The organism is Sphingobacterium sp. UDSM-2020, from assembly GCF_016132525.1.
Lineage (GTDB): Bacteria > Bacteroidota > Bacteroidia > Sphingobacteriales > Sphingobacteriaceae > Sphingobacterium > Sphingobacterium anhuiense.
Genome location: NZ_CP066166.1, coordinates 3,691,062 through 3,716,923, shown reverse-complemented (window position 1 = coordinate 3,716,923; position 25,862 = coordinate 3,691,062). Strand labels below are relative to the sequence as shown.

Below are 25,862 nucleotides of genomic sequence, written 5' to 3'. Positions count from 1 at the left end.
AAATACAAAAAGCCAGATTAATCAAGATTAATCTGGCTTTGACCATAAAAAATATAAATCTGGACGCTATCGGCTAATGCACGATAATATCCAGCAGATAGAAAACTGCAAAAATAACAGATGCGATACCATTGGTCGTCATAAAAGCGCGATCTACGCGGCTAAGATCTGTTGGACTCACAATCCGGTGCTGATAGATTAGCAAACTGCCATAAAAAACAACACCCAGATAATAGAACCATCCCACCTCCATATACAGAACCGGCAAGAGCACAAATATAAACGAACTTACATGCAGGATCTCGGAAAAATGTAGCGCTCCTTTAGTACCCAACAATACTGGAATGGAATTCAGCTTATGCTCACGGTCAAACGCCTCATCCTGCAGAGCATAGATAATATCAAAACCGCTCACCCAGCATAATACGGCAAGGCCGTAAAGTACAGGAACAATATGAAACTGACCCGTTACCACAAGATATGCGCCCACCGGAGCAAGCCCCAAACCTAGACCGAGCACCAGATGACATAAAGCCGTAATACGCTTAGTATAAGAATAAAAGAGAACGACAAATAAAGCAATAGGTGACAACATAAAGCATAAACTGTTGATAAAGTAAGTCGTAACGACAAAAAACACACAGTTTATGATTGTAAATAGCAATGCCCCTCTAGCAGAAATCCGCCCAGCAGGTATATCGCGCATCGCTGTCCGCGGATTCAAAATATCGATATCACGGTCTAGGTAACGGTTAAAGGCCATAGCCGCATTACGTGCGGTCACCATACACACCAGCATTAATACGAGTAACTTCCAGTCAAAAGTATGATTGGTGGTATGTAAAGCCAGGAAAAAGCCAATAAAAGCAAAAGGCAATGCAAAAATACTGTGCGCAAACAGTACGAGGGACAGATACTTCTTCATGGACTACTCCTCTTCACCAGCGTGACGATAACGATCTGGATCCACATCACCATATTTATCTTCATCCCCTTCTTCATACCCGACTTCATCACTAGGAGCCGTTAAATCAGGCATAACAAAACGGGTATTGATATCCCCGATCGTCTCTAAAATAGCATCACAGCCCGACTTCACTTCAGCAGAAGTTAGGAAACACTTTGGAATTTCCTCAAACCACTCCGCTAATGCTTTTCTAAATTTAGACATATTCACATCAGACTTCACGTTAGACTGCTTATCAGCTTTCGTGAATACTAACATAAAAGGTAAACCCCGCTCACCTAACCAGTAACAGAATTCAAGATCTATTTTTTGAGGCTCATGACGGCTATCGATCAAAACAAATATACACTGCAAATTATCGCGATGCGTCAAATAACGGCGAATAAATTTCTCCCAAGCTTCACGGTTGGACTTCGATGTTTTTGCAAAACCATAACCCGGTAAATCCACGAGAAACCAATCGTCATTGATGATAAAATGGTTGATCAGCTGCGTCTTACCCGGTTTTTGAGAAGTTTTAGCTAAACCTTTCTTACCAACCATAGCATTGATCAGTGATGATTTACCCACATTGGAACGACCAATAAAAGCATACTCAGGGAGTTTGCCTTCTGGCAATTTATCAACTCGTGTATTACTACAGATGAATTCGGCTTTTTTAATTTGCATCTTGCAAAGGTAACATAAAACTATCCTTTTGACAAATTGAACTCCGATCCGTTTCATTATTTAAAAACAAAAATGGGGGCAAAAGTGTAACGTTTCACAGATCAGCTTTACTAATGATAAAAATATGCTGGTAAACATGGCCATCTAACGCGCACCGGTACAAATAAATACCGAAATACAGCAGGAGAGCATTTTGCTATACCACATTAAAGCACCAGGAATACCATGCCAGATAACCGATTTAAAAAAATAGATTAAACACATATGACTAACCAAAATAATACATGCTTTTAGAAATCAAAAATGTTGTAAAAGACTATGCCAGTCATAGAGCGCTGGACCATGTCTCCCTCAGTATTCCCAAAGGAAAAATATTCGGACTTTTAGGACCCAATGGGGCCGGTAAAACTTCCCTGATCCGGATCATCAACCAGATCACAGGACCGGACTCGGGCGAAATACTATTCGACGGAGAGCCATTAGCACCCAAACATATCGAACGAATTGGCTACCTCCCAGAGGAAAGAGGCCTTTACAAGAAGATGAAAATAGGAGAACAAATGCTTTATTTAGCACAACTTAAAGGACTGAGTAAGAAAGAATCAAATGATCGAATAAATCATTGGTTTGAGAAGCTTGACATTTTGTCATGGTGGGATAAAAAGGTTGAGGACCTCAGTAAAGGTATGCAACAGAAAGTACAGTTTGTTGCGACCGTACTCCACGAACCTGATCTTATTATCTTGGATGAGCCCTTCTCCGGATTTGACCCTGTAAACGCCAGTTTAATCAAAGATGAAATCCTTGAATTGAACCGAAAAGGGGCTACAATCATCTTTTCGACGCATAGAATGGAGTCCGTCGAAGAACTTTGCGACCACATTGCACTTATTAACCGCTCCCAAAAGATCCTTGACGGCAATATTCATGACATCAAAAACAACTATAAAAATCAGACCTACAAAATCGAATTACAGGCCGTTAATGATGAAAAATCAATACGTATAGAAAATCTATACCAATTAAAAAATATAGAACAATCTGAAAACAAAATAATTATCACTATTAAGTTAAACCAAGACATTAGCATCAATCAAGTACTCATAAAGCTCTTACCTCTGGCCGAAATTCATCAAGTATTAGAAATAGTACCCTCTATCAATGATATTTTCATCGAGCAAGTGACCCTATCCAACAACGCTAAAAAAGAAACCGACCATGCATAAGATACTACTCATTATTCAGCGCGAATACTTCTCCCGTGTCAAAAAGAAATCATTCTTATTGATGACTTTTCTGGTCCCATTATTTTTCATTGCGCTTTACGGAGGGATATTTTATCTGACCAAGAAAAGTTTCAAAGACGCCCATGCACATGTATATATTCTGGATCAGCAGGGCAGTTTTGCAAAGCAGCTGAAAAGCGACCCTAACATTACTTTTACTGTCAGCGACCGCTCATTGCAGGATCTTAAAAAGCAGATTAAAGACGATGAGCAGAACAGCTCCATCCTGGTCATTCCGAAAGAAATTTATCAGCAGTCTACCATCGAGCTGATTTCAGCAGATAAAGCCAATATCACGATCCAGAATGCAATAGCAAGACAGCTTGAAGGCATCATCCGCATCGGCGAATACAAGAAGCTAGGTATCGACCCAGAGCTGTTACAATCGGTGCAGCCTCATATCAGCGTCAATGCCAAAGAGCTAACAGAAGGTGGCGAGGAGAAAAACAGTAACACAGGTATTGCTATGGGTATCGGTGTAGGTTTGGCCGTATTGGTTTACTTATCACTGTTTCTTTATGGTGTACAGGTGATGCGTGGTGTAATTGAAGAAAAGAGCAATCGCATTATCGAAGTTATCATCTCATCGGTCAAACCTTTCCAGCTTATGATGGGCAAGATCATCGGTATCGGAATGGTCGGACTCACCCAGTTCCTACTCTGGATCATCTTGACCGGAGGCCTGGTTTTTGGAGCCACCAAACTGATCAATAAAGAAACCGTAGAACAGGCTGCAATGCAACAAGCAGGTCCCGGCATGAACACGGTCAGTCAGACACCGGCTTCAGGTCTTGGATTTGGCATTTTACAACATCTGGAATCAGTCAATGTCACCGAAATTATCGTTTGCTTCTTTCTGTTCTTCCTATCCGGTTATTTACTTTACAGCGCCATCTTTGCTGCAGTAGGATCGGCAGTGGATAGTGAAACAGAAGCCAACCAATTTACCATGCCCATTACCATGCCTTTGCTATTGACCTATGTCTTGTCGTTTGGAGTCATTATTAACGATCCTAACGGCCCCATTGCAACATGGCTAAGCTTTATACCTTTCACCTCCCCTATTGCCATGTTGGTCCGCATTCCTTTCGGTGTACCCACCTGGCAGATTGCTGTATCGCTGGCATTGTTGGTAAGCACCTTTCTACTGGTCACCTGGTTAGCAGCCAAAATATACCGTGTAGGTATCCTCATCTACGGAAAAAAGGCAAACTGGAAAGAAATCATCAAATGGATGAAATACTAAACCCTTTTAAACATAACAAAAACAGCTCTTTATTAATCCTAAAGAGCTGTTTTTAGTTTTAATTACCGTAAAACAAACATTTTAATATTAGGGACGATTTTTCACAATGTGCAGTGAAACCCCAAAAAAATATATCAGACGCATCTTGCTACACAGGTTACATCAATACTGTTTAATCAAATATAAATCTCGCCTTTCATATAAAGCACCGCATTTCCTGCCAGCTCTACCCTGTCGCCCAGCAGACGGCAGTATACTTCACCCGTACGTTCTGAAAGCTGAAATGCCCTCAATTCAGTTTTATTGAGTTGTCCTGCCCAATAAGGCGTCAGCGTCGTATGTGCCGAGCCACAGACAGGATCTTCATTAACACCGACCACAGGTCCAAAAAAGCGGGAAACAAAATCATGGTTTTCTCCCCTCGCCGTTACGATAAATCCCCTTGCAGCCATACCAGTCATCAAAGGTAGATTGGGTTTTAAAGCCTCGATATCATTTTGCTTCTCGAAAACCAGCATATAATCAGTCTTTCCGCGATAAGCTGCAATCGGTTTTTTATCCGTTACTGCCAGCAGTGCATCGGTCAATTCAGTTTCCGAAAACTGGTCTGCAGGAAAATTGAGCACAAATTTATCCTGCTGTACGCTTACGGGAAGTTTGCCACTTCTTGGCGAATAAAAATTAATCGTTTCCTTTACTTGCTTTTCACAATGGGCCAAAACGTAGGCCGTGGCAAGAGTTGCATGACCACAAAGATCTACTTCCGATGCAGGTGTAAACCAACGGATTTCATAACCATCACCTTTAGGCACATAAAAAGCGGTTTCCGATAGATTATTTTCTGCGGCGATCTTTAATAGAATATCGTCCGCCAGCCACTCCGTTAAGGGACAAACGGCCGCAGGATTTCCTTTGAATACCATATCCGTAAAAGCATCTACCTGATAAATTGTTAATTTCATATTCTTATTCCTTTTAAACAAAGTTATCATATAAGTCTTAATGGATACAGATACAGCAACATGATTTTTATAGGATACAGCACAAAGCGCAGTTAACGCAATTAAGCAAAGCAGAACTCTAAAATCTTACCCTCATTTCCCCTTCAAATCTTAATTCTTCGCTGCACTGTTCCAAAAATCATCTTCCACTTCAATTCTTTCTGAAAACAGCCAGACTTCTTTTATTTTGTCATCTTCGATCCGCAATAGATCGACACCTTTCATCGCAAGTGTCCCCTCACCTTTTGCTGCTTTGAAATGAATTGAAGCTGCCACAAGATTTCCATTATCACTTGTATATTCAATATCATCAATAGCAAAGGTACCGTTGCTCCATTGCATAAAGTTCCCCAAATGAGCAAACACCGCTGCTTTTCCGGTATACGTTCCAGATTGAATACCTTTTCCCGGCTGATGCCATACAATATCATCTGCAAATAAACTTCCGACTGTATCAAAGTCTCCTGTTGCCACCGCATTAAAATACGACTGCACTATTTTTACGTTTTTTGACATCCTATTTAATTTTATAAGTAAGTAAATTATATGACAAATTTCTACATTTGCAGTACAATAGTCAAGTACCTACCTAAAAGTAGGGTACTTACGTTAAAGTAATAATTACTGATTTACAGCACAATGAATATAAATATAAATATTTCTGACGAAAACTGTCCCCTAAGAAAAACACTTGAAATCATCGGCGGAAAATGGACCATGCTCATTATTTTCCAGATTAACGAACGCAACATCCGTTACGGCGAACTGAAGCGCTGTATTGTCGGAATCAGTGAAAAAATGCTGATCAGCCAATTGAAGTTTTTATGCGATAAAGATATTGTCCATAAAAAGTCCTTTGCCGAAATCCCGCCAAAGGTCGAATATACCTTGACCGAAAAAGGAAAAGAATTGCTACCCATTATTCAGACCATCATCCAGTACGGCCTCAAGCATGACATTTAACCATACAAAAATACCTTATCCTGTAATTTTCAATGATTGTACCTGCTCATTAACAATCCGAACATGGTAAAACAGTACAACAGGGCTTCCAGTAAAATTTCCAGAAACTACTGCTTTTAATATGCTTTCGGTTTCTCCTTTTTTATAGCTCAATGGCTTCATGACGGTTTTATATTGCTCATTTGCTGCGACAATCCAATTTTCAATTTCTTTTCTCCCCCTGTATGTATTACTCTCGTCAACAATCAGGGCTGTTTCGGAAAAAAAATTTGCATAGGAGACACAATCAAAATTGTTCTGCGCACGAACTAATGCGGCCATTACTTGTGGTATGTTCATTTCAAGTGTTTTTTTAAGGTTTTTAAATTGTTGGAATTGTACCTCCGTCAATAATAAATTCTGTTCCTGTCAAATAAGCCGCTCTTGGTGACACTAAAAAACCGACCAATTCGGCCACTTCCTGAGGTTCTGCCGGTCGGCCATAAGGAATACCCCCCAAACTTTCCATGACCTGCTGCACCGCTTCATCAACAGAAATACCAGTTCTTTTCGCGATTTCATCCATCATCCCTGTAGCACCATCTGTTTTGATCCAGCCCGGAGAGACTGTCAACACCCGAATACCTTTTGGTGAAACTTCATTTGATAAGCTTTTACTATAATTCACCAATCCTGCTTTAGCCGCTGCATAAGGTAATGTGGCATCATACAAAGGCAATCTAGCCTGAATAGAAGCTATATGAACGATAACGCCGTTTCCGCGAGCTATCATCTGAGGCAAAAACCCTCTATCCAGACGAACCGGAGCCAGCAAATTTGTATAAAACGTCTTTTCCCAATCTTCATCACTCAAAACAGCAAAGCCTCCTCCTTTCGTTTCAGAACTGCCCATATTGTTTACCAAAATATCCAGCCTGCCAAATTGTTGCAGTATTTCACCTACGACCTTTATCGTACCAGAGGACGTACTTAAATCGGCCGGAATAAAGTGTAATTTTCCATTATCCTGCAGAGGTTCATTTCTTGCTGTAATGATTACGGTCGCCCCGGCATAAAGCAACCGCTCCGCAATGGCCCTACCTGTTCCCTTTGTACCGCCAGTTACCAAAGCAATTTTGCCCGATAATTCATCATTAAAATTAAATTCCTGTTCCATGTTCTAAAATATTTAAAACAAAAGTCTGCGACACAGCCGGTTTACACAAGTACGGAAAAACGAATTGCATAGGGATAAATTTTTCCCCTATTGCACATTTTGAAACATAGCCATAGCTTTGTCGTATGTATGAAAAAAAAATACCCCTAGATCTAAATTGTGGTCTCGACCTCATCGGTGAAATACTGTATGGCAAATGGAAAATTCGTTTACTTTGGTTTATAAATGCAGGACATCAACGCCCAAGCGAACTCCAGCGCAAAATTCCCGGAGCCTCCCGCCGCGTATTGCATATACAGCTAAAAGAATTAGAACAGCACGAATTGATTGTAAAGAAAATATATCCGATTGTCCCTCCAAAAGTGGAATACAGCCTGACCGAATTTGGTAAAACTTTAATTCCAGTAATCGCGGCTTTAGGACAATGGGGCGATGATCATGAAGAGCGTTTACGAAATATCATTACGAAGCTTCAATAAATTAAAAATCACGAAGATACTGATAGATAAAACAACACTCTTATTGTTTTAAGAGACTACTCCTGTAGAATAGATAAGTGAGAATCGCCAATTTCAGATCATAACAAGATAGGCAAATTGCTTTGCGACAAATAAAACTCCCGTTTACCGGATTTTTTACCGAGCTTTTCAAATTCACAAAAGATTCACCGAATCCTCCCCTCCATTTACCGAGTTTACCCGACTGTTCACCTGATTACCATTCCGACTTTTAGCCCCCTTATATACCTTTGATTCAATCAATTAAATAATTCACAAATCAAAAAAACTTAAAAAGCTAAAAATCATGAAAAATTCACTAAACTCAATCTTTATCGTATTTGCATTAATCGGAGCATTAGTCGCAATGACGAGCATGAGTTTTGCAAAAGGAAAGACTCCGAGAAACACAAATCCCATGACGGTAATTGACAGTTACGTACAGATCGCTGCGGATGGTAATACAGAAGGTATACAGCACTTGTTCTCCGATGACTTCAAATGGACCCAATCATCCAATGCAAAAACAAAAACATACAGCAAATCAGAAGTTGTCAATTTTTTAAAGTCAAGCAAAGGACTAAAGCAGAACTGTAAAACAACCTACACCATCATGGAGAAAAATGAGAACTGTGTTATGGCCAAAGTAGAAATGAAGTATGACAATTTCACAAAAGTAGAATGTATCACCCTATGTAACGTAAATCAAGAATGGAGAATCAATCAAATCATCGAATCTTACAAATAGCAACGAGCCCACGCAACGAAAAAAGGTCTTAAAATTGAATTTTAAGACCTTTCCTATTTTATTTAAATCTGTATAAACTATTTCATTAAGAAGCCACCACCGATCAAATCATTGCCTTCATAGAAAACAGCCGATTGACCAGGAGCAATACCTTTTACATTATGTACAAAGTCGATCTTTACCATGTCCCCCTGTTGTGAGATGGTAGATAGAGCACCAGCATCTTTATAACGCACCTTAGATATCGCTTCCATAGGCTGCTCCAAAGAAGCATATTTAACCAAATTTACATTCCGCACATAAGCGAATGATTTTTCAAGCTCATGTTCTTCACCCAGCACCACGGTATTACTCTCCGGAAGGATCTCGACTACAAACATCGGTTTACCCAATGCGATACCAAGACCTTTACGCTGTCCGATCGTAAAATAAGGATAACCGATATGCTGTCCTACCACAGTACCATCTGTTAGGATAAAGTTACCAGGACCGATCTGTTGATCCAAAGTAGGCACCTTATGTCTTAAGAATGCACGGTAGTCATTATCCGGTACAAAACAGATTTCATAGCTTTCCGCTTTATTAGCAAGCTCCACCTGTCCCATATCCAATGCCATCTGGCGAATTTCTTTTTTCGTGAACGATCCTAATGGAAATTGCGTACGTGCCAGGTTTTCCTGTGCAACACCCCAAAGTACATAAGACTGATCTTTGTTTTCATCCTTACCTTTCGAAATCACGTAACGGTTATTATCGTGAAGACGAATATTGGCATAGTGACCTGTAGCAATAAATTCGCAGTCCAATTTATTGGCGCGTTTCATTAAAGCCTCCCATTTGATATGGGTATTACACAATACACAAGGGTTTGGCGTACGGCCGGCAATATATTCATCAACAAAGTTGTCAATAACAAAATCGCCAAACTCATCTCTAATATCCAATATATAATGTGGGAAACCATAATTCACCGCCAAAGAACGTGCATCGTTGATACTATCCAAGCTACAGCATCCGGTCTCCTTAGACGAGCCACCAGAAGCAGCATAGTCCCAAGTCTTCATCGTGATCCCTATGACTTCATATCCTTGTTCATGAAGCATGACAGCCGCGACCGAACTGTCAACACCCCCACTCATAGCAACTAATACTCTTCCTCTTTTACTCATTTTATTTTATTGAAATGCAAAGATAGGCTATTTGAAATTTTTACGTGTTAATTTCTTGTAAATTTTATCTGTATCAAAATCAAGTCTTTCAAAAAAATACATGAAATAAATGGGTGAAAAATTTTAGAATTCGAATTATCGGGGTATATTTGCATCGCATTCAAAGTTAAACGGGGATGCAGGTTAAGGTGCCATAGCTCAGTCGGTAGAGCAAAGGACTGAAAATCCTTGTGTCGCTGGTTCGAATCCAGCTGGCACCACCAGATCTGAAAGTAACAGATTCAAAACAAAAACTTGGAAGGTGCCATAGCTCAGTCGGTAGAGCAAAGGACTGAAAATCCTTGTGTCGCTGGTTCGAATCCAGCTGGCACCACCAGATCTGAAAGTAACAGATTTAAAACAAAAACTTGGAAGGTGCCATAGCTCAGTCGGTAGAGCAAAGGACTGAAAATCCTTGTGTCGCTGGTTCGAATCCAGCTGGCACCACCAAAAAAGTCCATCTCGTTTGAGATGGACTTTTTTATTTAAAACCAAAATCATGTATTAGATGAATACTGTTCACTTTTTCAGGCCCCTTTCAATCCATTCAATAAGTTTATCATTCCCCATATAACCACCTAAATTTTTCTCTTCGAGTTGACCATCCTTTCCAAAGATTAAATAGCTAGGAATTGTCTCTATTGAAAATTGTTTATTGATTTTTTTATATTGATTATTATATAAGTAATAGTGTTCGCCACCAATGAAGTCAGCAAATTCCTTCCATTGATTTTGATCAGAACTTTCATTCGTTAGATAGACAAATGCAACATCATCTTCAGAATACTGTTCCTTGACCTTCTTTATTTTACCAGAAGCTTCAATACAGGGTCCGCACCAAGTAGCCCACACATCTACAATCACCACTTTACCTTTGTAGCGAAGTAAGATGTCCTGCAACACAGATTCCTTCAATTGATCATAACTTAAATAGTATTGCTTTGCTCCCTGATTTGTTTTTTTTGCAATCATATCATTATGATAAAGGATATAATTACTGATCTGCTTATTTTTAAAGAATTTAAGTATGTCAAGTCGCTGTGTTGCGGAAAGTGCAGTTCCAATATTAATGTGATCCATGTATGCCCCAGCAATCATTAAGTCGTGAAAAAGACTTTTGCTATCTTTTATCTCAAAATCAAAAATAGCTTTCAGTTTGCTTAGATAGGTTTCTGGATTACTAGTGCGTATATGCGGTAAATTCAACAAGGAATCTTGTCTCACAATTTTATACAAATCGTTCGGAGGAGAAATCAATCGCTCAATATTGGCATGGCTTGATAGATTTAATCCATGATAAAAGGAAATATCTCGTTCAAATGGAATCTTTATTGTGTCCGAATCAGTTTTAACTTCAGTATATGCTCTTAACCCATAATCTCTAAATAAGTAATAAAATTTGGTCGCGGCCTCCATATCATACCTAAATTCTTCCTGTCTCATTTCTGACGGTATACTTTTAACCAATGCAGCAATCATACGTTGACTTTCTTTTAGTATGACATTGCGAAATGAGTTTGCATCTTTGCTAGGTTCTATATTTACAAAATAAGGACCTGTGAACAATGCTTCTTTAACCACTTCAGCATATTCTTTTGAAGAAGTAAAAGCCTCTTTAAATATACCTTCATAATCTATTGTAAACTTGGTCGAATCCGTATAATGTATCGTTAAAACATCCGAATGATTGGGCAATAAAACCGATCTACAGTATTCACTATTATAAACAAACCAGAATAGTGATGGCCCAAAAGTATAATAAGACATTAACATAGTCGAATCATTTATTTGTTTAAACTCCAGAGGCTTGTTGCTTACAAACACATTGTAGAATAACGGTGTGGAAATTGGTTTATCCTTTGGATATTTCCCAGAAAACTTTATCGTTAACGAGGTGTAACCACTATTGGTATAATCAGCTGGTTAGCAGTATGCCACAAAAGGCATCACAAAAGTTAACAAAAAAAACACAGTTTTTTCATCATAATACGTTAGGTTGTTTTAATTGACATGGCCCATCGTAAGCGCCAAAGTTTATTATTGAATTAATTATCCCAATATAGTGAAAATAAAAATATTTTATCTTTCCTAAAAAAAATTATATCACTCTAATCCAGTGCGAGTACGTTAGATACGATTTTCATGTGTTTTTCCATCCTTGAATCCAAATACAGCGACAATAATTTTAAATAGCATCAATTTTGAAGAACAGTTTGCCGATATGAAAAAAGCAATGAATCTCAGCAAAGCCATATCTGCGAAAAAATAAAGCTACTTGCTCTTTTAAAACGAAGTAATGAGTACGCTATAATTTTATAAAAGGTCATCGCTCATTGGAAGCCACGACCTTTTTTGTAAATACCCATACTATCAATTATTAAAATAGCAGTTATATAATACCAGTTTCATATTTATTAAAGAAATACTTTTATAGATAAGCAACTTGCTTAAAATAAAAAGAGCTAGTGAATAAAGTCATTCACTAGCTCTTTGATACTTTTATCTCATTCGATATTAATTATTATAGCCTAGATTTTGGGGAAATTCTGCTCCAGAATTTGCATCAATAACCTCTTGCGGAATCGGCCATAGCTCATTTCCTTCTTTGATTACACCCTTTGATTGTATATTCAATCTTTTCACCCGATCTAAGAACACATTTCTACCAAATCTAGAAAGGGTCATTCTTCGCATTTCCTCTCCCAATAACTCTCGAGCACGTTCGTCCAATAAATAATCTACATTAACCTGCGCTGCAGAAACAGGAGTTGCTTTAGCACGAGCACGTACAACATTAATTGCCGTAGCAGCAGATCCCGGATCATTTTTCTGCAAATAAGCTTCCGCTAAAAGTAAAAAGGTTTCAGCCAGGCGGATTTTAACACGGTCTTTCATATTACCTTCAAAAGCAGGATTATCAGCAGTTTTCCCATAAAAGAATTTAGTCGTCGTCACAAACACATTACCCGATTCTTTAATCTGATCGGTGATATTGAGCTTCGTGCCATACAATGGACTCTTCGCATCGTTATGATACCAATTCCGCTTGATGTTATATTTCGAATTACGCACATCCTGTACTTCATAGCCATTCAACCACCACTCGTATGGTCTTATATGTCCCAATCCACGACCTCCCAAAGAATCTGCTAAAACAAAACCTGTTTGTTGTGCATAAAAAGGTACCCAAGCACGTTTACTCCAATCGGTATAAAGATCTCCTCCCCCCTGACTATTATATTCCAGCTGTATTGCCCAGATCGTTTCTTGATTTCCTGATTTACGATTTTGATTCTTTTCGATAAACATATCGTGGAAGTAATCACCTGCTAGATCCTTTTCTACACCAAACCTTTGATCATTCAATCTGAAATATGGAGCATTAATAACAGCCTGAGCTGCAATAATTGCTGAATCTGGTTTATTGGCCCATAAATAAGCTTCTGCAAGATAGTGATAGGCTGCCCATTTTGTCAATTTCCCATCTTCCACACTTCCTGGATTTTCAGGAAGATTTTCGGCAGCATATTTTAGATCTGCAATCATATGTTGGACAACCTCCTGCTTAGGCGTTCTTGTAAAATCTGTTCGTGGCAATTCTGAGACTTTATCCACCCAAGGCACATCGCCATATAAACTAACAAGATAGCGGTAAGCATAAGCTCTGAAAAAATCCGCCGTAGCACGTACTCTTTTCGGATCTTGATCGGCATCCTTCCATTGAATATTTGGATTGTCCAATGCCGATAAGATCAGATTTGAATTACCGATCAATCCATAGGCAAATTTCCAATAATTACGAACATACGAAGACGTAGGATTTAAGGTGTAATTGGAAAAAGGAGCGAGTGTCGCATCGGTACCTGTACCCTTTATAGCAACAATATCAGTACCTACTTGCAAAGCCTCCTGCGGCGTAGCTCCTTGCGTAAAAAAGTCGTTGGTCCACGTCTGGAATTCTAATCTTGCAAATGCATATAATCCTGTTAAACCAGTTTCAAATCCATTCGTGGTGGTATACGTATTGTTGGGAGCTTGAAAACCGCTAGTATCTTCCTCCAAAAAATCTTTACTGCAGCCAACAAATAATGTGGTGCTTAATAATAAATATGTAATGTTTTTAAATGCTTTCATGACCTCGTTGATTAAAATTGTACATTGACTCCTAATGAATATGTTCTTGCAGATGGATAAGGTGATACGATATTTGTTGTCGTTGGGTTACCTGTCACGCTACTCACTGCCAAAGCTTCTGGATTAAACCCTTTAACATTCGTAAAGGTGTATAGATTACGGCCATTGATAAATGCTCTGATCGACCTGATATTTAATCGCTCCAGCTGTTCGCTATTGAAAGTATATCCCAATGATAGATCGCGAATGCGCCAGTAAGAAGCATTCAAATAATAACTATGGTTGTTCACAGGCGTATATCCAGGTGAAGGTATCGTCAAACTCGGGCGCTCGGGCGTCCAGTATGCCATATCCGACAAGTAGTTGGCTCCATTGTTGGGCAAGAATCGTTCAATATTTCTAAAATTATCTTCTTTAGAAACGTCAAAAGCACCATTCATAAAGATCGATAGTGAAAATTTCTTGTAGGAAAATTCATTGCCAAAACTCAAGTTATAAACAGGCACCTTATTCCCCATCATGGTGCGATCTGCGGCAGTAATTTTTCCATCACCATTCATATCGGCCAACTTAGCGTCTCCAGGTTTTGCATTCGGCTGGTGAGATTGTGCAATATCATCTTCTTTTTGCCAGATACCGACTACTTTATAATCGTAGAAAATACGAATGGGTTGTCCGATCAACCAAGCATTAGTGAGATCATCCTTACCATCTCCTCTTAAATCAACAATTTTATTTTTATTCCACGAAAAATTAATACTCGACGACCATCTAAAATCTTCTTTTACGATATTTTTGGTATTTAATCCAACTTCAATACCCACATTGGAAGTCTGACCAATGTTACTCAAGATCGTGCTATAACCATTCATAACTGGCACCTGACGACTCATTAACAAATCAGAGGTTTTCGCATTATAATAATCAACATTACCACTGATACGATCATTCCACAACCCAAAATCCACACCAATATTTAATGATTTAGTTGTCTCCCATTTTAAGCTGCTGCTTCCTCTACCATTATAGTTCATGACCAATCCGTTGGAAACTGTAGCTCCATCCCCAAATAGATATTCTATTTTCGACAGGCGGTTGTATGTCTGATATGGACTTACTGCCTGGTTTCCATTTTTACCATAAGAAGCACGCAACTTTAACATATTGACATTTTCCAAACTAAAAAAGTCCTCTTTGGATAGCACCCATGCACCTGCTATAGATGGAAAAAATGCATATTTATCATTTTTTGAGAAAGACGAGTAACCATCCGATCTACCTGTCAAGGTTAACAGGTAGCGTTCTTTATATCCGTAGTTGATTCTTCCCATATAAGAAAGTAATGCCGTATTGGTGAGCCCAGAAGATATTTTTTGATTTTTTGCAGCCGATCCTAAATTGTTGTAACCCACATCAGACACAAAATCTTCACCATATAAGCGAGACCATTTTTCTTGAGATTCCGATGCACTGTATAATCCGACCACATTTAATTTATGGTCGCCGAAAGTACGGTCATACGTAAGCAGATTTTCCCAAGTCCAATCGTACCTGTTGTTGTTGTAGATTTCGCCTTTTCCTCTTACTCCCATACCGGTTAGCGTATTCGATCCATAGTAATAAGACTGTTCTCTATTTTGATAATTCGTACCAAAAGTCGTTTTGAAACTCAAACCTTCAATAGGCAATTTAACATCCAAAAAAGTATTAGCATACACCGTTCTCTTGATATCATCACTAATTCCATTCTCATCAGCAAACGGATGTGCAAACAACGTCTGTGCATACATCGGATAAGTAACCACCTGATCATTTTCATCGCGATTGATACCATAAGGACTCATTTTTACCGCATTGTCAATAGAAGGTTGCACACCATTCAACTTACCTTGAGATGCCTGTACGGCAAGACCAAGTTTCAACCAGGATGTCAAATGCTGATTGAGATTAAGATTGATATTAAAACGTTCATAAGGCGTATTTTTCACTAGACCATCCTGATTGAGGTAAGCCACAGAAGCATAATAATCAGAACGATCACTACCGCCAGAAAAACTCAACTGATGTTCATTAACCTGCGCATTATTGTTAAAAATAACATCTTGCCAATCCACCTCTTCATCCTTCTTATATTGCTGTAAAACATTGGCAAAAAGATAATTTTCTGGATCCAGCTGACTGCCTGTTTTACCTTTTGAAATTTGATAATCGCGCATATAATTAATATATTCCGCCCCTTTCATCAGATTAAGTCTTCGCTCCACATTTTGTACCCCAAAATAGCCATTATAACTCATCTGTGGCTTGCTTGATAGTCCTTTTTTAGAAGTAATCAAAATGACACCATTTGCTGCACGCGAGCCGTAAATAGCAGTAGAAGAAGCATCTTTCAGTACAGAAATATTTTCAATGGTATTGGAAGCGATATCACCCAATGATCCACTAAAAGGAATACCATCCAAAATAATCAAAGGATCGTTCGATGCAGAGATCGAGTTTTCCCCGCGAATGGTAAAAGAAGCCGTATTTCCAGGTCGCGCATTTCCGGAATTAATATTCAATCCGGCTACTTTTCCTTGCAGCTTGTCGACGATATTAGGTGAATTGATGTTTTCTAAAGATTTAGAAGATACTGTAGCCATACTTCCAGTCAAATCTGATTTCTTTTGGGCCCCATAACCCACCACCACAACTTCTTCTAAATTTTCTGAACTTGATGTCAAGATCACTTGAGTAGCTGCCGATGCTGTTACTTCCACAGTCTTGAATCCTACAGAAGAAAAAACAAGAACTGTATTTGAAGAGGTTACACTAATTTCAAATCCTCCTGTTTTATCTGTTAAGGTAGCTGTTGTTCCACCCTTCACTTTTACTGTTGCGCCAGAAATTGGATTCCCATCGCCATCTTTAACTGTTCCTTTTATGATCGATTGAACAGTATAATATACTGGCACATCACTTTTAGAAACACTGGCGTGAACGTAGCTTTGTAACCCAATTAGCATAATAGGGCTTAATAAAATTGATTTTCGGCATAGATAAAGCCGTTTCATCGTTTTCAAATTTGGTTGGTTCATAATAATTTAGTGTATAGTGTGAGGACAAAATACACGTAACTTTAATATTCTATTAAACTATGAAATAAGCAATCGGTTGCATCAATCACGAAAACGTTATAAATATTAAAAAATAGCGAACACACCCTAATTATTATGCCTTACATAAAGTGTGTATTGATATTGAAAAGAGAATTTTGGGTAACAGAATAGATGTCTTGATTAAAAATTAGATTTCAGTGAAAAATGATTCTTAAAATTTGTTAAAAAACCAAATCCTACGTGAACAATATAATTCGATTAACAATTTTTAAAGATTAAAAAGAATAGAGAAACGACCTTAAGGCAGTTTCACTTTAAACACACGATAGGGTAACTCTGTGCGATCTTTACCATGACTCCAAGCAGGATCCTGTGGCAACTGCGCACATGAAAAATACAGAAAACCGTCCGTCCCGATGCCGAACGAATCGGGCCATAATAATCTGGAATCCTGCACTAAAGTATGTAATTTACCATCTGGACTTAAATATTTGATGGAATAATCCAGTGATGTAGTCAGAAAGATATTACCTTTTTGATCAGCAATCAACCCGTGGGTTACCCCTACTTCACCCATATCTGTAACTTTCGATGCCAGCTCTTTTTCACTGCGGCCTTCATCAGCAAGATATTTTGTTTCGATGCGGTATAGATGTGTTTGATTGATCGGTTTAAAATAGAAATAGTTAAAATCATGCGTCAACGCAATTCCATTCACATGAGATAGAAATGCTTTGCCATCTTTATTGCGCATTTCCACACCCCCATATGCAAGTACCAGAGAAGGATCAGCTAAAGTAAAAACTGTCTTTTGCAATACAGTACGCGTTTTTCCCGTTTCCAGATCTAGTACCACTAATGCCGCCTGACCAGGATCTGACAAGTAAGCTTTATTTTTTTCAACATCGACACGCACATCATTTAAACCCGACTTCGCCTTATCCAGATCATCAAATGTGTAGATCTGTTCAACCAGATCCGTTTTGGTATTAATTTTTAACAATTTGAAATGCCCTTGCTTTGCATCCCCTTTATCCCCAAAAATAGAACCTGAGGGCGCAGGTTTCGAATCCAGCACCCAAAGAAAATCATGTGCATCTACATAGAGATCCTAAACACTCACAAAATGGTTCTGTTCATCACCATCTTTATTCCATTCATCGTTCGGATAAGGAACACGCTCACCGTTTACAATTTCTGTTAAACCATATTGGTAATCGGTATTTTGCCTTGGAAACGACACAAACAGGCGATTAGCAGCATTGACACTTACGCCAATGGCACGGTACTTTCCAAAAGAGGCCGCTTCCTGAAGCGCTTCGCTGTGGTAAGTCTGGGCAGTAGTATGATCCATATTCACAAATAAACTTGCAATTAAGATGATGTTATTGATCCATTTCATGATTAAACTATTTTTTGAAGCATATTTTTATAGCCCAAAGCATAGGACATTTCACTATGCTTTACTGACTCTTTAATTTCTTCATAAAATCTAATATGGCGGGACGTAATTCATCAAACAGCGGATGGTTTTTATTTTTTAACATGACTTCAGTAAACAATTTCAGTCCCAAAGCAAATTCAGTCGCTGTCTCCTTATTTTCAAAAATCTGTTTCGACTGGATCACTTCAAAAATCTGAAATAGATCATCATGATTATCAAAGTTTAAACTTAAAGATTGTTTACCCGTATCACCGTTCTTGAGACTTATTTCTTTTAAATCCAATTGATAGACATTATTTCTTTTCTCCATATCAAATTAAAAATTAACAACATATTCATTAATAGTATCTATTTCTTCCTGCGACAGATCAATGTTGATTGCCTGTGCATTCTGAACCGCCTGAACCGCATTTCTAGCACCGGCTAATGCAATTGTGATACCAGCCCTTTCAAGCGTCCAACGCAATACCAGTTGGCCCAGGGTGACATGATGCTGACCTGCAATCGGTTTTATTTTCGACAGTAAATCATTGGTTCTTTCGATAAATTCAGGTTGAAAATGCGGTTGGTTGGCACGATGGTCCCCCTCTTGAAAAGTATAATTGGTAGTGATTTTACCTGTCAATAAGCCCCGTTGTAATGGGCTGTAGCCAAAATGGATTTGTCGTTGACTACACAATACGGAACAAGTTCCTCCTCAATCCCCCGGTTTACCATACTGAAAGGGACCTGATTTGAAACTAATTTTAACGTTTCTTCTGCTTCCACCATCTGTTCCACATTATAATTACAGACTCCTGCATAGCGTACCTTTCCCTGCTCGATCAAACGAGAGACCGCCTCAAAGGTTTCACTTATCGCTGTAGTTGTATCTGGCCAGTGAATTTGGTATAGATCAATATAATCTGTCTTTAGACGGCGCAAACTCTGTTCACATTCATATATAATGCTCTCTCTAGCTGCAAATTTATAGATATCGATATCTTGACCAGCATTGTTTTTGCTATGCATGGCCAGATTACCCTTCGCTAGATCCCAGCGCATGCCAAATTTGGTTAAAATCTGAACCTGATCTCTCGCTATTCCTTTAATCGCATCACCAACGATCTCTTCACTGGACCCCTGCCCATAGATAGGTGCTGTATCAATCGAAGTCACCCCTACATCGTAAGAAGCTTTAATGGCTTCGATCGCATCGTTTCTATCAGTACTTCCCCACATCCATCCACCAGCAGCCCATGCACCAAATGTAATCGCTGAAAGCGCTAAGTCGCTATCGCCTAATTTTCTATATTCCATTTTTGTTGATTTTTTCTAATTTATAAATTTTCATTCGCGTATCAATACTTTTCTGAACCGCAATTTCCGCTTTTTTAGTATGATACCGATTATAAAACAAATAAATAAGAGCTGTTGTTTGCCTAAAAAAATCAAACTACACTTTACTACTTCACGACATCGGTCAGTTACTCCTTCACTGTTTTCATCCTGGGCAGCCCAATCTCATGTTCTTGTGGGTAAGGAGCTCTAAAAGTCATGCTAACATCTTCTCTCATACGTTCCTGCGCTTCATACTTCTTTTCCTCATCATGTGAGTAACGTGGATCAGGAATAAAAGGCATCTTTGCCATCTTCGTTATGGTTATGGTCGGAAAATGGAAGTCCACTTCTACCGTTCCTAAGAGTAAATAGCATCCGCCCCCTTGAAAAGGATACCGTTCCAGACAGTCCGGAAAATGAGCCGTATCAAAATAATCACCATTGTTGTCCACCCAGGTTCCGAAATACATGATTCCTCTTTTTGTAGGTACATGCTTCCGTGAGATCAGATAAGCAAGCATTTTGACCTCCTTTTTATGATGTTGGATCAGATCTTTAGCCATCACTGTTCCCCTATACTTTGTCTGCAGCAGATCGAAGGGTGTACATGAAACCGGAAAACTTAAAATTTCTATCTCGTCAAAAGCATCCTCAAAGATGTTGCGTTTCAATTCCGGAAATTTAAAATGCTTGACAGGCTCCTCAAATAAGGTTTCAGCGCGACGTCCAGGCTTAAAATCACCGAGCAGCACCCTTGATTTTAACAACAGCTCATTTTTGGGCACACCGCTGAACCGAAAAGCTCCAATAAAGATCAAAATCTGCAAGGTTTCAATACCGATCGGAATACGTTTAATAAAATCTTCCAAAGAGCGATACTCCCCATTTCTGATCCTTTCTTCAGGAATCAACCGGCCAAGTTTCGCTTCCACTTTCTCCAGATGCATAAATCCCAGATAAACCTCATCACCATAGATGGTAGTCTGCTGCTCACTCCTGTTCACGCATGGATTCAGGATCTTGGCGCCAGACATCCGGGCCTCATGGATGTACACTTCCGATCTGTAGAAACCGCCCATATTATTGATGACAGATACCATAAATTCAAGAGGATAATAGAGTTTGAGGTATAAGCTCTGGTAACTCTCCACGGCATAAGAAGCAGAATGCGCCTTACAGAATGAATATCCAGCAAAAGATTCAATCTGCCGGTAGATTTCTGTACTCAGTTCTTCCGGATGCCCCTGTTGCCTACAAGATTCAAAAAAATCATCCTTTACTTTTTGAAGCGCCTTACGCGATCTGCCTTTTCCACTCATGGCCCTACGCAATATATCACCATCAGCAGCAGAAACCCCGCCATAATGGAGTGCAATTTTAATCACGTCTTCCTGATAAACCATAATACCATAGGTGTCACCGAGCTGTTCTTCAAATATCGGATGAAAATATTCAAACTGATCTGGATTATTATGCCTAAAAATATATTCCCGCATCATACCACTTTGCGCTACACCGGGACGTATAATCGATGATGCCGCCACCAGCACCTTATAATTATCACATTTCAATCTTCGCAGCAGACCGCGCATCGCAGGACTTTCAATATAAAAACATCCGATCGTTTTCCCCCGGCTTAAAAATTCATTACATAGGGCTTCATCCTTGGAAAGCTTAGTATCCCTAATGTTTACTTTAATTCCCCGTTTTTCTTCCAATAATTTCACCGTATCATTGATAGTCCCGAGTCCACGTTGCGACAGAATATCAAATTTATCAAAACCGATATCCTCCGCAACATGCATATCCCACTGCACGATCGGAAAACCTTTGGGAGGCATTTCAAGAACCGTAAAATTGGTAAGCGGTTCCTCAGAGATAATAATCCCACAGGCATGCATGCTGCGCTGATTGGGAAACTTTTCCAATAACTTTCCATACTCCTGCACTTTCTGGACCACCTGATCTTTAAAAACTTTTTCCGGATTTTTGGTCAGTTCATCGAGCTCCTCTTTCGGTAAACCAAATACCTTACCCATCTCACGAATAATGGAACGGTACTTAAATTCGACATTCGTACCACAAAAAGCAACATGGTTTTTTCCATAGCGGTCAAAGATATATTTCAATATCATATCCCGCTCCTGCCAGCTCCAGTCAATATCAAAATCAGGCGGACTTTTTCGGTTTAAATTTAGAAATCGCTCGAAGTAAAGATCCAGTTCCAAAGGACAGATATCCGTTATGCCCAAGCAATATGCAACTATGCTGTTGGCTCCGCTTCCCCTGCCCACATGCATAAAACCCATGCTGTTGCTATAGCGGATGATATCCCAGGTAATGAGAAAATAACCGCTGAAATTTAATTCATCGATCACCTGCAGTTCCTTTTCAACACGCTGTTTCGCTATTGCATGATCCTTTCCATAACGTCTTTCCAGTCCTGCATAAGCCAGTGCTGTTAATTTATTGATATCGTGCTCCTTTGATCCCTTGTAGTGTCTTTTATTTCTCCGTGTGGTAAACGCAAATTCGAACTGGCATACCGAAAGTATATTTTTGGTATTCGCAATGATTTGCGGATAATGCTGATAAGCCTCCAATAGCGATTGTTCCGACCTCAAGTACTCCGATTTACTGCAAATTTCACTTTTCGGCAATTTCGACAGCAGCATATTGTTGTCAATCGCTCGCAGTATCCGGTGTAGATTAAATTCCTTTTTCGTTGTGAAAGTCACAGGTTGCAGGATCACCATCTTTGCAATCAGCGCCTGATACTCTTTACGGAACAAGCTATTCAGTTCTTCTTCCCGGATGCCGATATATTCATTTTCATGGAGCTGCGCAGGAATATTGCTTAAGGGATAGATCACAAAACAGTTCGGAAAATCAGGCTGTGCCGGCAGATCAATCCCATCGCAATTATAGGAAGTCAAAACCCGGTTCACCTCTCCGACACCCTGAAACTCTTTTGCAATGGTAATATAAAGCAGCTCATTTCCTCTGCGAACTTCAATACCAGCAATCGGTTTGATGTTCTTTTCTTCACATTTCTTTTTGAATTCATAGATGCCCGAAATGGTATTGATATCCGTCAGCACAAGCTCCTTTAACCCCAAGACGGCGGCCTGCTCCACGAGCTCCTCTATGGAAAGTGTTCCATAACGAAGACTGTGAAAAGAGTGGCAGTTAAGAAACATAAGACAATTAAGTTGAAAAATTAAAACCTACTGCCCTCCCCACCGCATCACTGCCATAGCGCATTTTGATAGCATCCATTGCCTGATACAGATTGATAAGCTGTGTATTGTCTTCAAATAAATTCATTTGGTAACTTCCGTGCACCAGATCTGTAAACCGAAGTCCCACCAATCGAAGACGCATCCGTCTGGTATAAATTTTATCAAAAAGTTCTAAAGCGATCCTGGTCAGCGTATGATCTGCAGAGGTATAAGTGACACGGCATTGTTTCGTTTCAGTATCAAAATTAGAGTATCTGATCTTGACTACTACGGTGGAAGTCAACCACTTCTCACAGCGCAGCTGGTAAGCCAGCTGTTCGGCCATACCCGAGATGAGGCTTTTCACGACATGAATATCCGTGGTGTCGCTATTAAAAGTTCTTTCCTTGGAAATCGATTTTCTTTCCGAATAAGGCATAACAGGAGTTTCATCAATCCCATTTGCCTTTTTCCATAAATCGACCCCATTTTTCCCGATCATCTGCTGCAGCACCTCAACAGGAATTTCGGACAATGTACCTATTGTACGGATCCCAACTCGTGATAAAAGCTGGAAAGTAGCATTCCCCACCATCGGCATCTTTCTAATGGATAGCGGATTAAGAAAAGAATGAACACCCACTGAAGGTATTTCACGATGACCATGAGGTTTGGATTCGCCTGTGCCGATTTTACTGACCGTTTTATTAACAGATAAAGCATAGCTGATAGGCAAACCTGTTTCCTTTTCAATTTTGGCTCCTAGTTCATTGGTCCACTTATAAGCCCCGAAAAATTTATCCATCCCGGTCAGGTCAAGATAAAACTCATCGATAGAAGCCTTCTCCATTACTGGAGCACTTTCTTCAATCACTTCTGTCACCGTATGGGACATCTTGGAATATAATTCCATATCCCCTTTTACTACCCTGGCCTGAGGACAGAGCCGTAATGCCATCTTCATCGGCATCGCAGACCGCACCCCAAAAGTTCTTGCTTCATAACTACAGGAAGAAACCACTCCCCGATCCCCTCCACCAATAATCAACGGAATATCGTTGAGTTGCGAATTTACCAGCCGCTCACAGGATACAAAAAAGGTATCCAAATCCATATGTACAATCGCTCTATTCATTTCACTAAATTATTTAGTAAAAATGCTAATATTTTTCACATTTATCCTTACATTTGATGTGATTAATATTCACAAAATGTCAACACTATCGATTTTGTCTGATAATATCAGGTACCTCAGGATGCAGATACCCGGACTTACACAAGGAAAAATTGCTGCTGAACTAGCTGTTACAAGAGATTCTTATGCGAAATATGAAATCGGGAAAACGGCTCCGCCTCTAGATGTACTCTTAGCACTATCGCGCTACTTTCAGGTCAGCACCGATCAATTACTCACTGTTGATCTCAGGAAATATAAACTGCAAGAAGTATAGCGCTTAGCGACTCGATTATTCACGCTCCGTACAGATAATAAAAACTTACGATTATAATAATATCTGGTTATAAAATGAGCTTACTCAAAACTAATGCGGGTTATATATAATCCAAACCATATATAGCATGTGCCTGTAGACTTCTTAATCGCGCCGTGAAGGGCTTAGGAGTTTTAGATGCGGCGATGCCAAAACCAAACGCAGGCTGCATCATAAACCAAGGAGCAGCAGTAGTCGCAACTCCGACATTTATACAAACTAAAAATGTAGGTTGGTACAACCAGTCCAGCCCGCAGATCAATAAAAGTAAAAGCGCAAATGAAATACCGATGAGGTAATGTGCCATCCAGCCCAAAGCCCTTTCACCAGTGATTTTTTTAGCATGTTCAATGTTTTTATGAGCGAAGACACCCTGTTTAAAATGACCTATCCAACGCCCTACAAGAGCATAATCCAAAGAGGGAATTTTAAAAGCAGTTTTGATAAATAAAGCGTACAAATCCATAAAAATCGTGGCACCAACGCCGATAAATATGGAATAACTGATGTATTGTGATAGGATGTTCATGCGCTTGTTATTTTATAAAATTAATTTCTCTTTAATGATTGGCTGTACCCACTTTTGAGGTTATGATTTCCCTGTGCCATCATTCTAACATTTTAATGATTCAAAGTTAGCATGCTTCAACCGATAATAACTGACACATATCCTTGGGAAAACTGCACAAATCAAAGGAATCGCAACAGAGAACAGCAATAAACATTAACTTTATCAGGTTTAGATAATCACACTATGAATAGGATCGTGTATTAAATTATATCCCATTCAAGTATATTGCCTCTTATCAGGATATTACCCCTCAAGCTTTAAGCGGCATATATAAGTACATTTTTTAACCTGAGTTCAGCGTTTACTGTAAAAAATAACAGAATTTTGTTCACTAATATATACGAGCATGATTAGAAAAATTAACATAACAGATTATCCCACTCTGATAAAAATATGGGAGAGTGCAGTATCAAATACACACGATTTTCTTAAAGAAGAAGATTTCAATTATTATAAAGAACATATCCCAAATTATTTTGAACATGTTAAACTATTTGGATATGATGACAATGGGACTTTAATTGGATTTATGGGGATTTCTGGTGAAAATCTTGAAATGCTATTTATTCACCATAATGCTCGTGGCAAGGGAATCGGAAAAAAGCTGGTGACCCACGGTATAGATCATTTCAAGATCTCCAAAGTGGATGTTAATGAACAAAATTTACAAGCCGTTGGATTTTATACGCATATCGGATTTCAGATACTGAACAGATCCGAAATTGATGGACAAGGCAAAGCATATCCGATTTTGCATATGGGATTATAATCTTGCTTTTAACCCAAACGCCTCATTATTTTAGCGTAGTTTAGCTTGCCATAAGAAAATGAAAAAGACCATGC

22 protein-coding genes, 3 tRNA genes and 2 pseudogenes are annotated in these 25,862 nt (G+C 39.1%); 10 read left to right on the top strand and 17 right to left on the bottom strand.

Annotated elements, in window-relative coordinates:
- Positions 1-73: 73 nt before the first annotated feature.
- Both JAZ75_RS15575 and yihA read right to left on the bottom strand, forming a co-directional pair.
- Positions 74-925 (bottom strand): UbiA-like polyprenyltransferase, encoded by an 852-nt coding sequence (locus JAZ75_RS15575; RefSeq protein WP_208696544.1) that lies wholly within the window; start codon positions 923-925, stop codon positions 74-76.
- Between the two features lie 3 nt (positions 926-928).
- The gene (gene yihA / locus JAZ75_RS15570; protein WP_132771334.1) at positions 929-1,636 is read right to left on the bottom strand and encodes a ribosome biogenesis GTP-binding protein YihA/YsxC; all 708 of its coding nucleotides are present in this window, start codon (positions 1,634-1,636) and stop codon (positions 929-931) included.
- Between the two features lie 284 nt (positions 1,637-1,920).
- On the opposite strand from yihA, the gene JAZ75_RS15565 reads away from it, so the two are divergent.
- Both JAZ75_RS15565 and JAZ75_RS15560 read left to right on the top strand, forming a co-directional pair.
- Complete coding sequence (locus tag JAZ75_RS15565; RefSeq protein ID WP_208696542.1) at positions 1,921-2,862, top strand: ABC transporter ATP-binding protein; 942 nt, start codon at positions 1,921-1,923, stop codon at positions 2,860-2,862.
- Positions 2,855-4,168 carry an ABC transporter permease gene (locus JAZ75_RS15560; protein ID WP_208696540.1) on the top strand — a complete coding sequence of 438 codons (1,314 nt, stop codon included), beginning with the start codon at positions 2,855-2,857 and terminating at the stop codon, positions 4,166-4,168. Before JAZ75_RS15565 ends, JAZ75_RS15560 begins: the two co-directional genes overlap by 8 nt.
- A gap of 176 nt (positions 4,169-4,344) precedes the next feature.
- Here the strand turns inward: JAZ75_RS15560 and JAZ75_RS15555 are convergent, their stop codons facing one another.
- Positions 4,345-5,130, bottom strand: a complete 786-nt coding sequence (locus tag JAZ75_RS15555; RefSeq protein WP_021189041.1) for a PhzF family phenazine biosynthesis protein — start codon at positions 5,128-5,130, stop codon at positions 4,345-4,347.
- Between the two features lie 150 nt (positions 5,131-5,280).
- Complete coding sequence (locus JAZ75_RS15550) at positions 5,281-5,685, bottom strand: nuclear transport factor 2 family protein (protein ID WP_208696538.1); 405 nt, start codon at positions 5,683-5,685, stop codon at positions 5,281-5,283.
- Between the two features lie 123 nt (positions 5,686-5,808).
- Between JAZ75_RS15550 and JAZ75_RS15545 the strand changes: the two genes are divergently transcribed.
- On the top strand, positions 5,809-6,132 hold the full coding sequence (locus tag JAZ75_RS15545) for a winged helix-turn-helix transcriptional regulator (protein WP_208696536.1): 324 nt from the start codon (positions 5,809-5,811) through the stop codon (positions 6,130-6,132).
- Between the two features lie 15 nt (positions 6,133-6,147).
- Here JAZ75_RS15545 and JAZ75_RS15540 read toward each other — a convergent pair whose 3' ends face one another.
- Together JAZ75_RS15540 and JAZ75_RS15535 are read right to left on the bottom strand one after the other, a co-directional pair.
- Complete coding sequence (locus JAZ75_RS15540) at positions 6,148-6,471, bottom strand: nuclear transport factor 2 family protein (RefSeq protein ID WP_183914478.1); 324 nt, start codon at positions 6,469-6,471, stop codon at positions 6,148-6,150.
- A 22-nt stretch (positions 6,472-6,493) separates the two neighbouring features.
- Positions 6,494-7,288 carry an SDR family oxidoreductase gene (locus JAZ75_RS15535; protein WP_168126027.1) on the bottom strand — a complete coding sequence of 265 codons (795 nt, stop codon included), beginning with the start codon at positions 7,286-7,288 and terminating at the stop codon, positions 6,494-6,496.
- A gap of 125 nt (positions 7,289-7,413) precedes the next feature.
- Between JAZ75_RS15535 and JAZ75_RS15530 the strand changes: the two genes are divergently transcribed.
- Complete coding sequence (locus JAZ75_RS15530; protein WP_021188877.1) at positions 7,414-7,767, top strand: winged helix-turn-helix transcriptional regulator; 354 nt, start codon at positions 7,414-7,416, stop codon at positions 7,765-7,767.
- A gap of 325 nt (positions 7,768-8,092) precedes the next feature.
- The gene (locus JAZ75_RS15525; RefSeq protein ID WP_208696534.1) at positions 8,093-8,533 is read left to right on the top strand and encodes a nuclear transport factor 2 family protein; all 441 of its coding nucleotides are present in this window, start codon (positions 8,093-8,095) and stop codon (positions 8,531-8,533) included.
- Positions 8,534-8,610: 77 nt separating this feature from the next.
- Here the strand turns inward: JAZ75_RS15525 and mnmA are convergent, their stop codons facing one another.
- Positions 8,611-9,702, bottom strand: coding sequence for a tRNA 2-thiouridine(34) synthase MnmA (gene mnmA / locus JAZ75_RS15520; protein ID WP_132771329.1), 1,092 nt, complete (start codon positions 9,700-9,702; stop codon positions 8,611-8,613).
- Positions 9,703-9,889: 187 nt separating this feature from the next.
- Here mnmA and JAZ75_RS15515 point away from each other — a divergent pair.
- The 3 genes from JAZ75_RS15515 to JAZ75_RS15505 all read left to right on the top strand — a co-directional run bounded on the left by JAZ75_RS15515 (position 9,890) and on the right by JAZ75_RS15505 (position 10,191).
- Positions 9,890-9,965, top strand: a tRNA-Phe gene (locus tag JAZ75_RS15515).
- 37 nt (positions 9,966-10,002) lie between these two features.
- Positions 10,003-10,078 (top strand) — tRNA-Phe (locus tag JAZ75_RS15510).
- A 37-nt stretch (positions 10,079-10,115) separates the two neighbouring features.
- Positions 10,116-10,191, top strand: a tRNA-Phe gene (locus JAZ75_RS15505).
- 69 nt (positions 10,192-10,260) lie between these two features.
- Here the strand turns inward: JAZ75_RS15505 and JAZ75_RS15500 are convergent.
- The 9 genes and pseudogenes from JAZ75_RS15500 to dinB all read right to left on the bottom strand — a co-directional run bounded on the left by JAZ75_RS15500 (position 10,261) and on the right by dinB (position 24,093).
- Complete coding sequence (locus JAZ75_RS15500) at positions 10,261-11,514, bottom strand: TlpA family protein disulfide reductase (RefSeq protein ID WP_208696532.1); 1,254 nt, start codon at positions 11,512-11,514, stop codon at positions 10,261-10,263.
- Between the two features lie 741 nt (positions 11,515-12,255).
- Positions 12,256-13,875: a RagB/SusD family nutrient uptake outer membrane protein gene (locus tag JAZ75_RS15495; RefSeq protein ID WP_208696530.1), complete on the bottom strand. Its 1,620-nt coding sequence runs from the start codon at positions 13,873-13,875 to the stop codon at positions 12,256-12,258.
- Between the two features lie 11 nt (positions 13,876-13,886).
- A complete protein-coding gene (locus JAZ75_RS15490; protein WP_208696528.1) occupies positions 13,887-16,880 on the bottom strand; it encodes a SusC/RagA family TonB-linked outer membrane protein in 2,994 nt (997 codons plus the stop codon).
- Between the two features lie 391 nt (positions 16,881-17,271).
- Positions 17,272-18,069: pseudogene (locus tag JAZ75_RS15485) on the bottom strand (L-dopachrome tautomerase-related protein); the annotation flags it as partial.
- A gap of 15 nt (positions 18,070-18,084) precedes the next feature.
- A complete protein-coding gene (locus JAZ75_RS26030; protein ID WP_232789216.1) occupies positions 18,085-18,375 on the bottom strand; it encodes a hypothetical protein in 291 nt (96 codons plus the stop codon).
- 61 nt (positions 18,376-18,436) lie between these two features.
- Positions 18,437-18,727 carry a DUF3861 domain-containing protein gene (locus JAZ75_RS15480; protein ID WP_208696526.1) on the bottom strand — a complete coding sequence of 97 codons (291 nt, stop codon included), beginning with the start codon at positions 18,725-18,727 and terminating at the stop codon, positions 18,437-18,439.
- Between the two features lie 6 nt (positions 18,728-18,733).
- A pseudogene (locus tag JAZ75_RS15475) lies at positions 18,734-19,638 on the bottom strand (aldo/keto reductase).
- A 245-nt stretch (positions 19,639-19,883) separates the two neighbouring features.
- Positions 19,884-22,937 carry a DNA polymerase III subunit alpha gene (locus JAZ75_RS15470; RefSeq protein ID WP_208696524.1) on the bottom strand — a complete coding sequence of 1,018 codons (3,054 nt, stop codon included), beginning with the start codon at positions 22,935-22,937 and terminating at the stop codon, positions 19,884-19,886.
- A gap of 7 nt (positions 22,938-22,944) precedes the next feature.
- The gene (gene dinB, locus JAZ75_RS15465) at positions 22,945-24,093 is read right to left on the bottom strand and encodes a DNA polymerase IV (RefSeq protein WP_183914505.1); all 1,149 of its coding nucleotides are present in this window, start codon (positions 24,091-24,093) and stop codon (positions 22,945-22,947) included.
- Positions 24,094-24,169: 76 nt separating this feature from the next.
- Between dinB and JAZ75_RS15460 the strand changes: the two genes are divergently transcribed.
- Positions 24,170-24,409: a helix-turn-helix domain-containing protein gene (locus JAZ75_RS15460; RefSeq protein WP_037528090.1), complete on the top strand. Its 240-nt coding sequence runs from the start codon at positions 24,170-24,172 to the stop codon at positions 24,407-24,409.
- 100 nt (positions 24,410-24,509) lie between these two features.
- Here JAZ75_RS15460 and JAZ75_RS15455 read toward each other — a convergent pair whose 3' ends face one another.
- Positions 24,510-24,977 carry a DUF2938 domain-containing protein gene (locus JAZ75_RS15455; RefSeq protein WP_183914507.1) on the bottom strand — a complete coding sequence of 156 codons (468 nt, stop codon included), beginning with the start codon at positions 24,975-24,977 and terminating at the stop codon, positions 24,510-24,512.
- Between the two features lie 388 nt (positions 24,978-25,365).
- Between JAZ75_RS15455 and JAZ75_RS15450 the strand changes: the two genes are divergently transcribed.
- On the top strand, positions 25,366-25,788 hold the full coding sequence (locus JAZ75_RS15450; protein WP_132771324.1) for a GNAT family N-acetyltransferase: 423 nt from the start codon (positions 25,366-25,368) through the stop codon (positions 25,786-25,788).
- Positions 25,789-25,862: the final 74 nt, after the last annotated feature.

Coding starts and splice junctions, on each gene's coding strand:
- JAZ75_RS15550 (WP_208696538.1), bottom strand. CDS start 5,685: ATGTCAAAAAACGTAAAAATAGTGCAGTCGTATTTTAATGCGGTGGCA.
- JAZ75_RS15560 (WP_208696540.1), top strand. CDS start 2,855: ATGCATAAGATACTACTCATTATTCAGCGCGAATACTTCTCCCGTGTC.
- JAZ75_RS15450 (WP_132771324.1), top strand. CDS start 25,366: ATGATTAGAAAAATTAACATAACAGATTATCCCACTCTGATAAAAATA.
- JAZ75_RS15540 (WP_183914478.1), bottom strand. CDS start 6,471: ATGAACATACCACAAGTAATGGCCGCATTAGTTCGTGCGCAGAACAAT.
- JAZ75_RS15460 (WP_037528090.1), top strand. CDS start 24,170: ATGTCAACACTATCGATTTTGTCTGATAATATCAGGTACCTCAGGATG.
- JAZ75_RS15480 (WP_208696526.1), bottom strand. CDS start 18,727: ATGGAGAAAAGAAATAATGTCTATCAATTGGATTTAAAAGAAATAAGT.
- JAZ75_RS15535 (WP_168126027.1), bottom strand. CDS start 7,288: ATGGAACAGGAATTTAATTTTAATGATGAATTATCGGGCAAAATTGCT.
- dinB (WP_183914505.1), bottom strand. CDS start 24,093: ATGAATAGAGCGATTGTACATATGGATTTGGATACCTTTTTTGTATCC.
- JAZ75_RS15555 (WP_021189041.1), bottom strand. CDS start 5,130: ATGAAATTAACAATTTATCAGGTAGATGCTTTTACGGATATGGTATTC.
- yihA (WP_132771334.1), bottom strand. CDS start 1,636: ATGCAAATTAAAAAAGCCGAATTCATCTGTAGTAATACACGAGTTGAT.
- JAZ75_RS15495 (WP_208696530.1), bottom strand. CDS start 13,875: ATGAAAGCATTTAAAAACATTACATATTTATTATTAAGCACCACATTA.
- JAZ75_RS15575 (WP_208696544.1), bottom strand. CDS start 925: ATGAAGAAGTATCTGTCCCTCGTACTGTTTGCGCACAGTATTTTTGCA.
- JAZ75_RS15500 (WP_208696532.1), bottom strand. CDS start 11,514: ATGTTAATGTCTTATTATACTTTTGGGCCATCACTATTCTGGTTTGTT.
- JAZ75_RS15565 (WP_208696542.1), top strand. CDS start 1,921: ATGCTTTTAGAAATCAAAAATGTTGTAAAAGACTATGCCAGTCATAGA.
- JAZ75_RS26030 (WP_232789216.1), bottom strand. CDS start 18,375: ATGAAATGGATCAATAACATCATCTTAATTGCAAGTTTATTTGTGAAT.
- JAZ75_RS15530 (WP_021188877.1), top strand. CDS start 7,414: ATGTATGAAAAAAAAATACCCCTAGATCTAAATTGTGGTCTCGACCTC.
- JAZ75_RS15470 (WP_208696524.1), bottom strand. CDS start 22,937: ATGTTTCTTAACTGCCACTCTTTTCACAGTCTTCGTTATGGAACACTT.
- JAZ75_RS15545 (WP_208696536.1), top strand. CDS start 5,809: ATGAATATAAATATAAATATTTCTGACGAAAACTGTCCCCTAAGAAAA.
- JAZ75_RS15455 (WP_183914507.1), bottom strand. CDS start 24,977: ATGAACATCCTATCACAATACATCAGTTATTCCATATTTATCGGCGTT.
- mnmA (WP_132771329.1), bottom strand. CDS start 9,702: ATGAGTAAAAGAGGAAGAGTATTAGTTGCTATGAGTGGGGGTGTTGAC.
- JAZ75_RS15525 (WP_208696534.1), top strand. CDS start 8,093: ATGAAAAATTCACTAAACTCAATCTTTATCGTATTTGCATTAATCGGA.
- JAZ75_RS15490 (WP_208696528.1), bottom strand. CDS start 16,880: ATGCTAATTGGGTTACAAAGCTACGTTCACGCCAGTGTTTCTAAAAGT.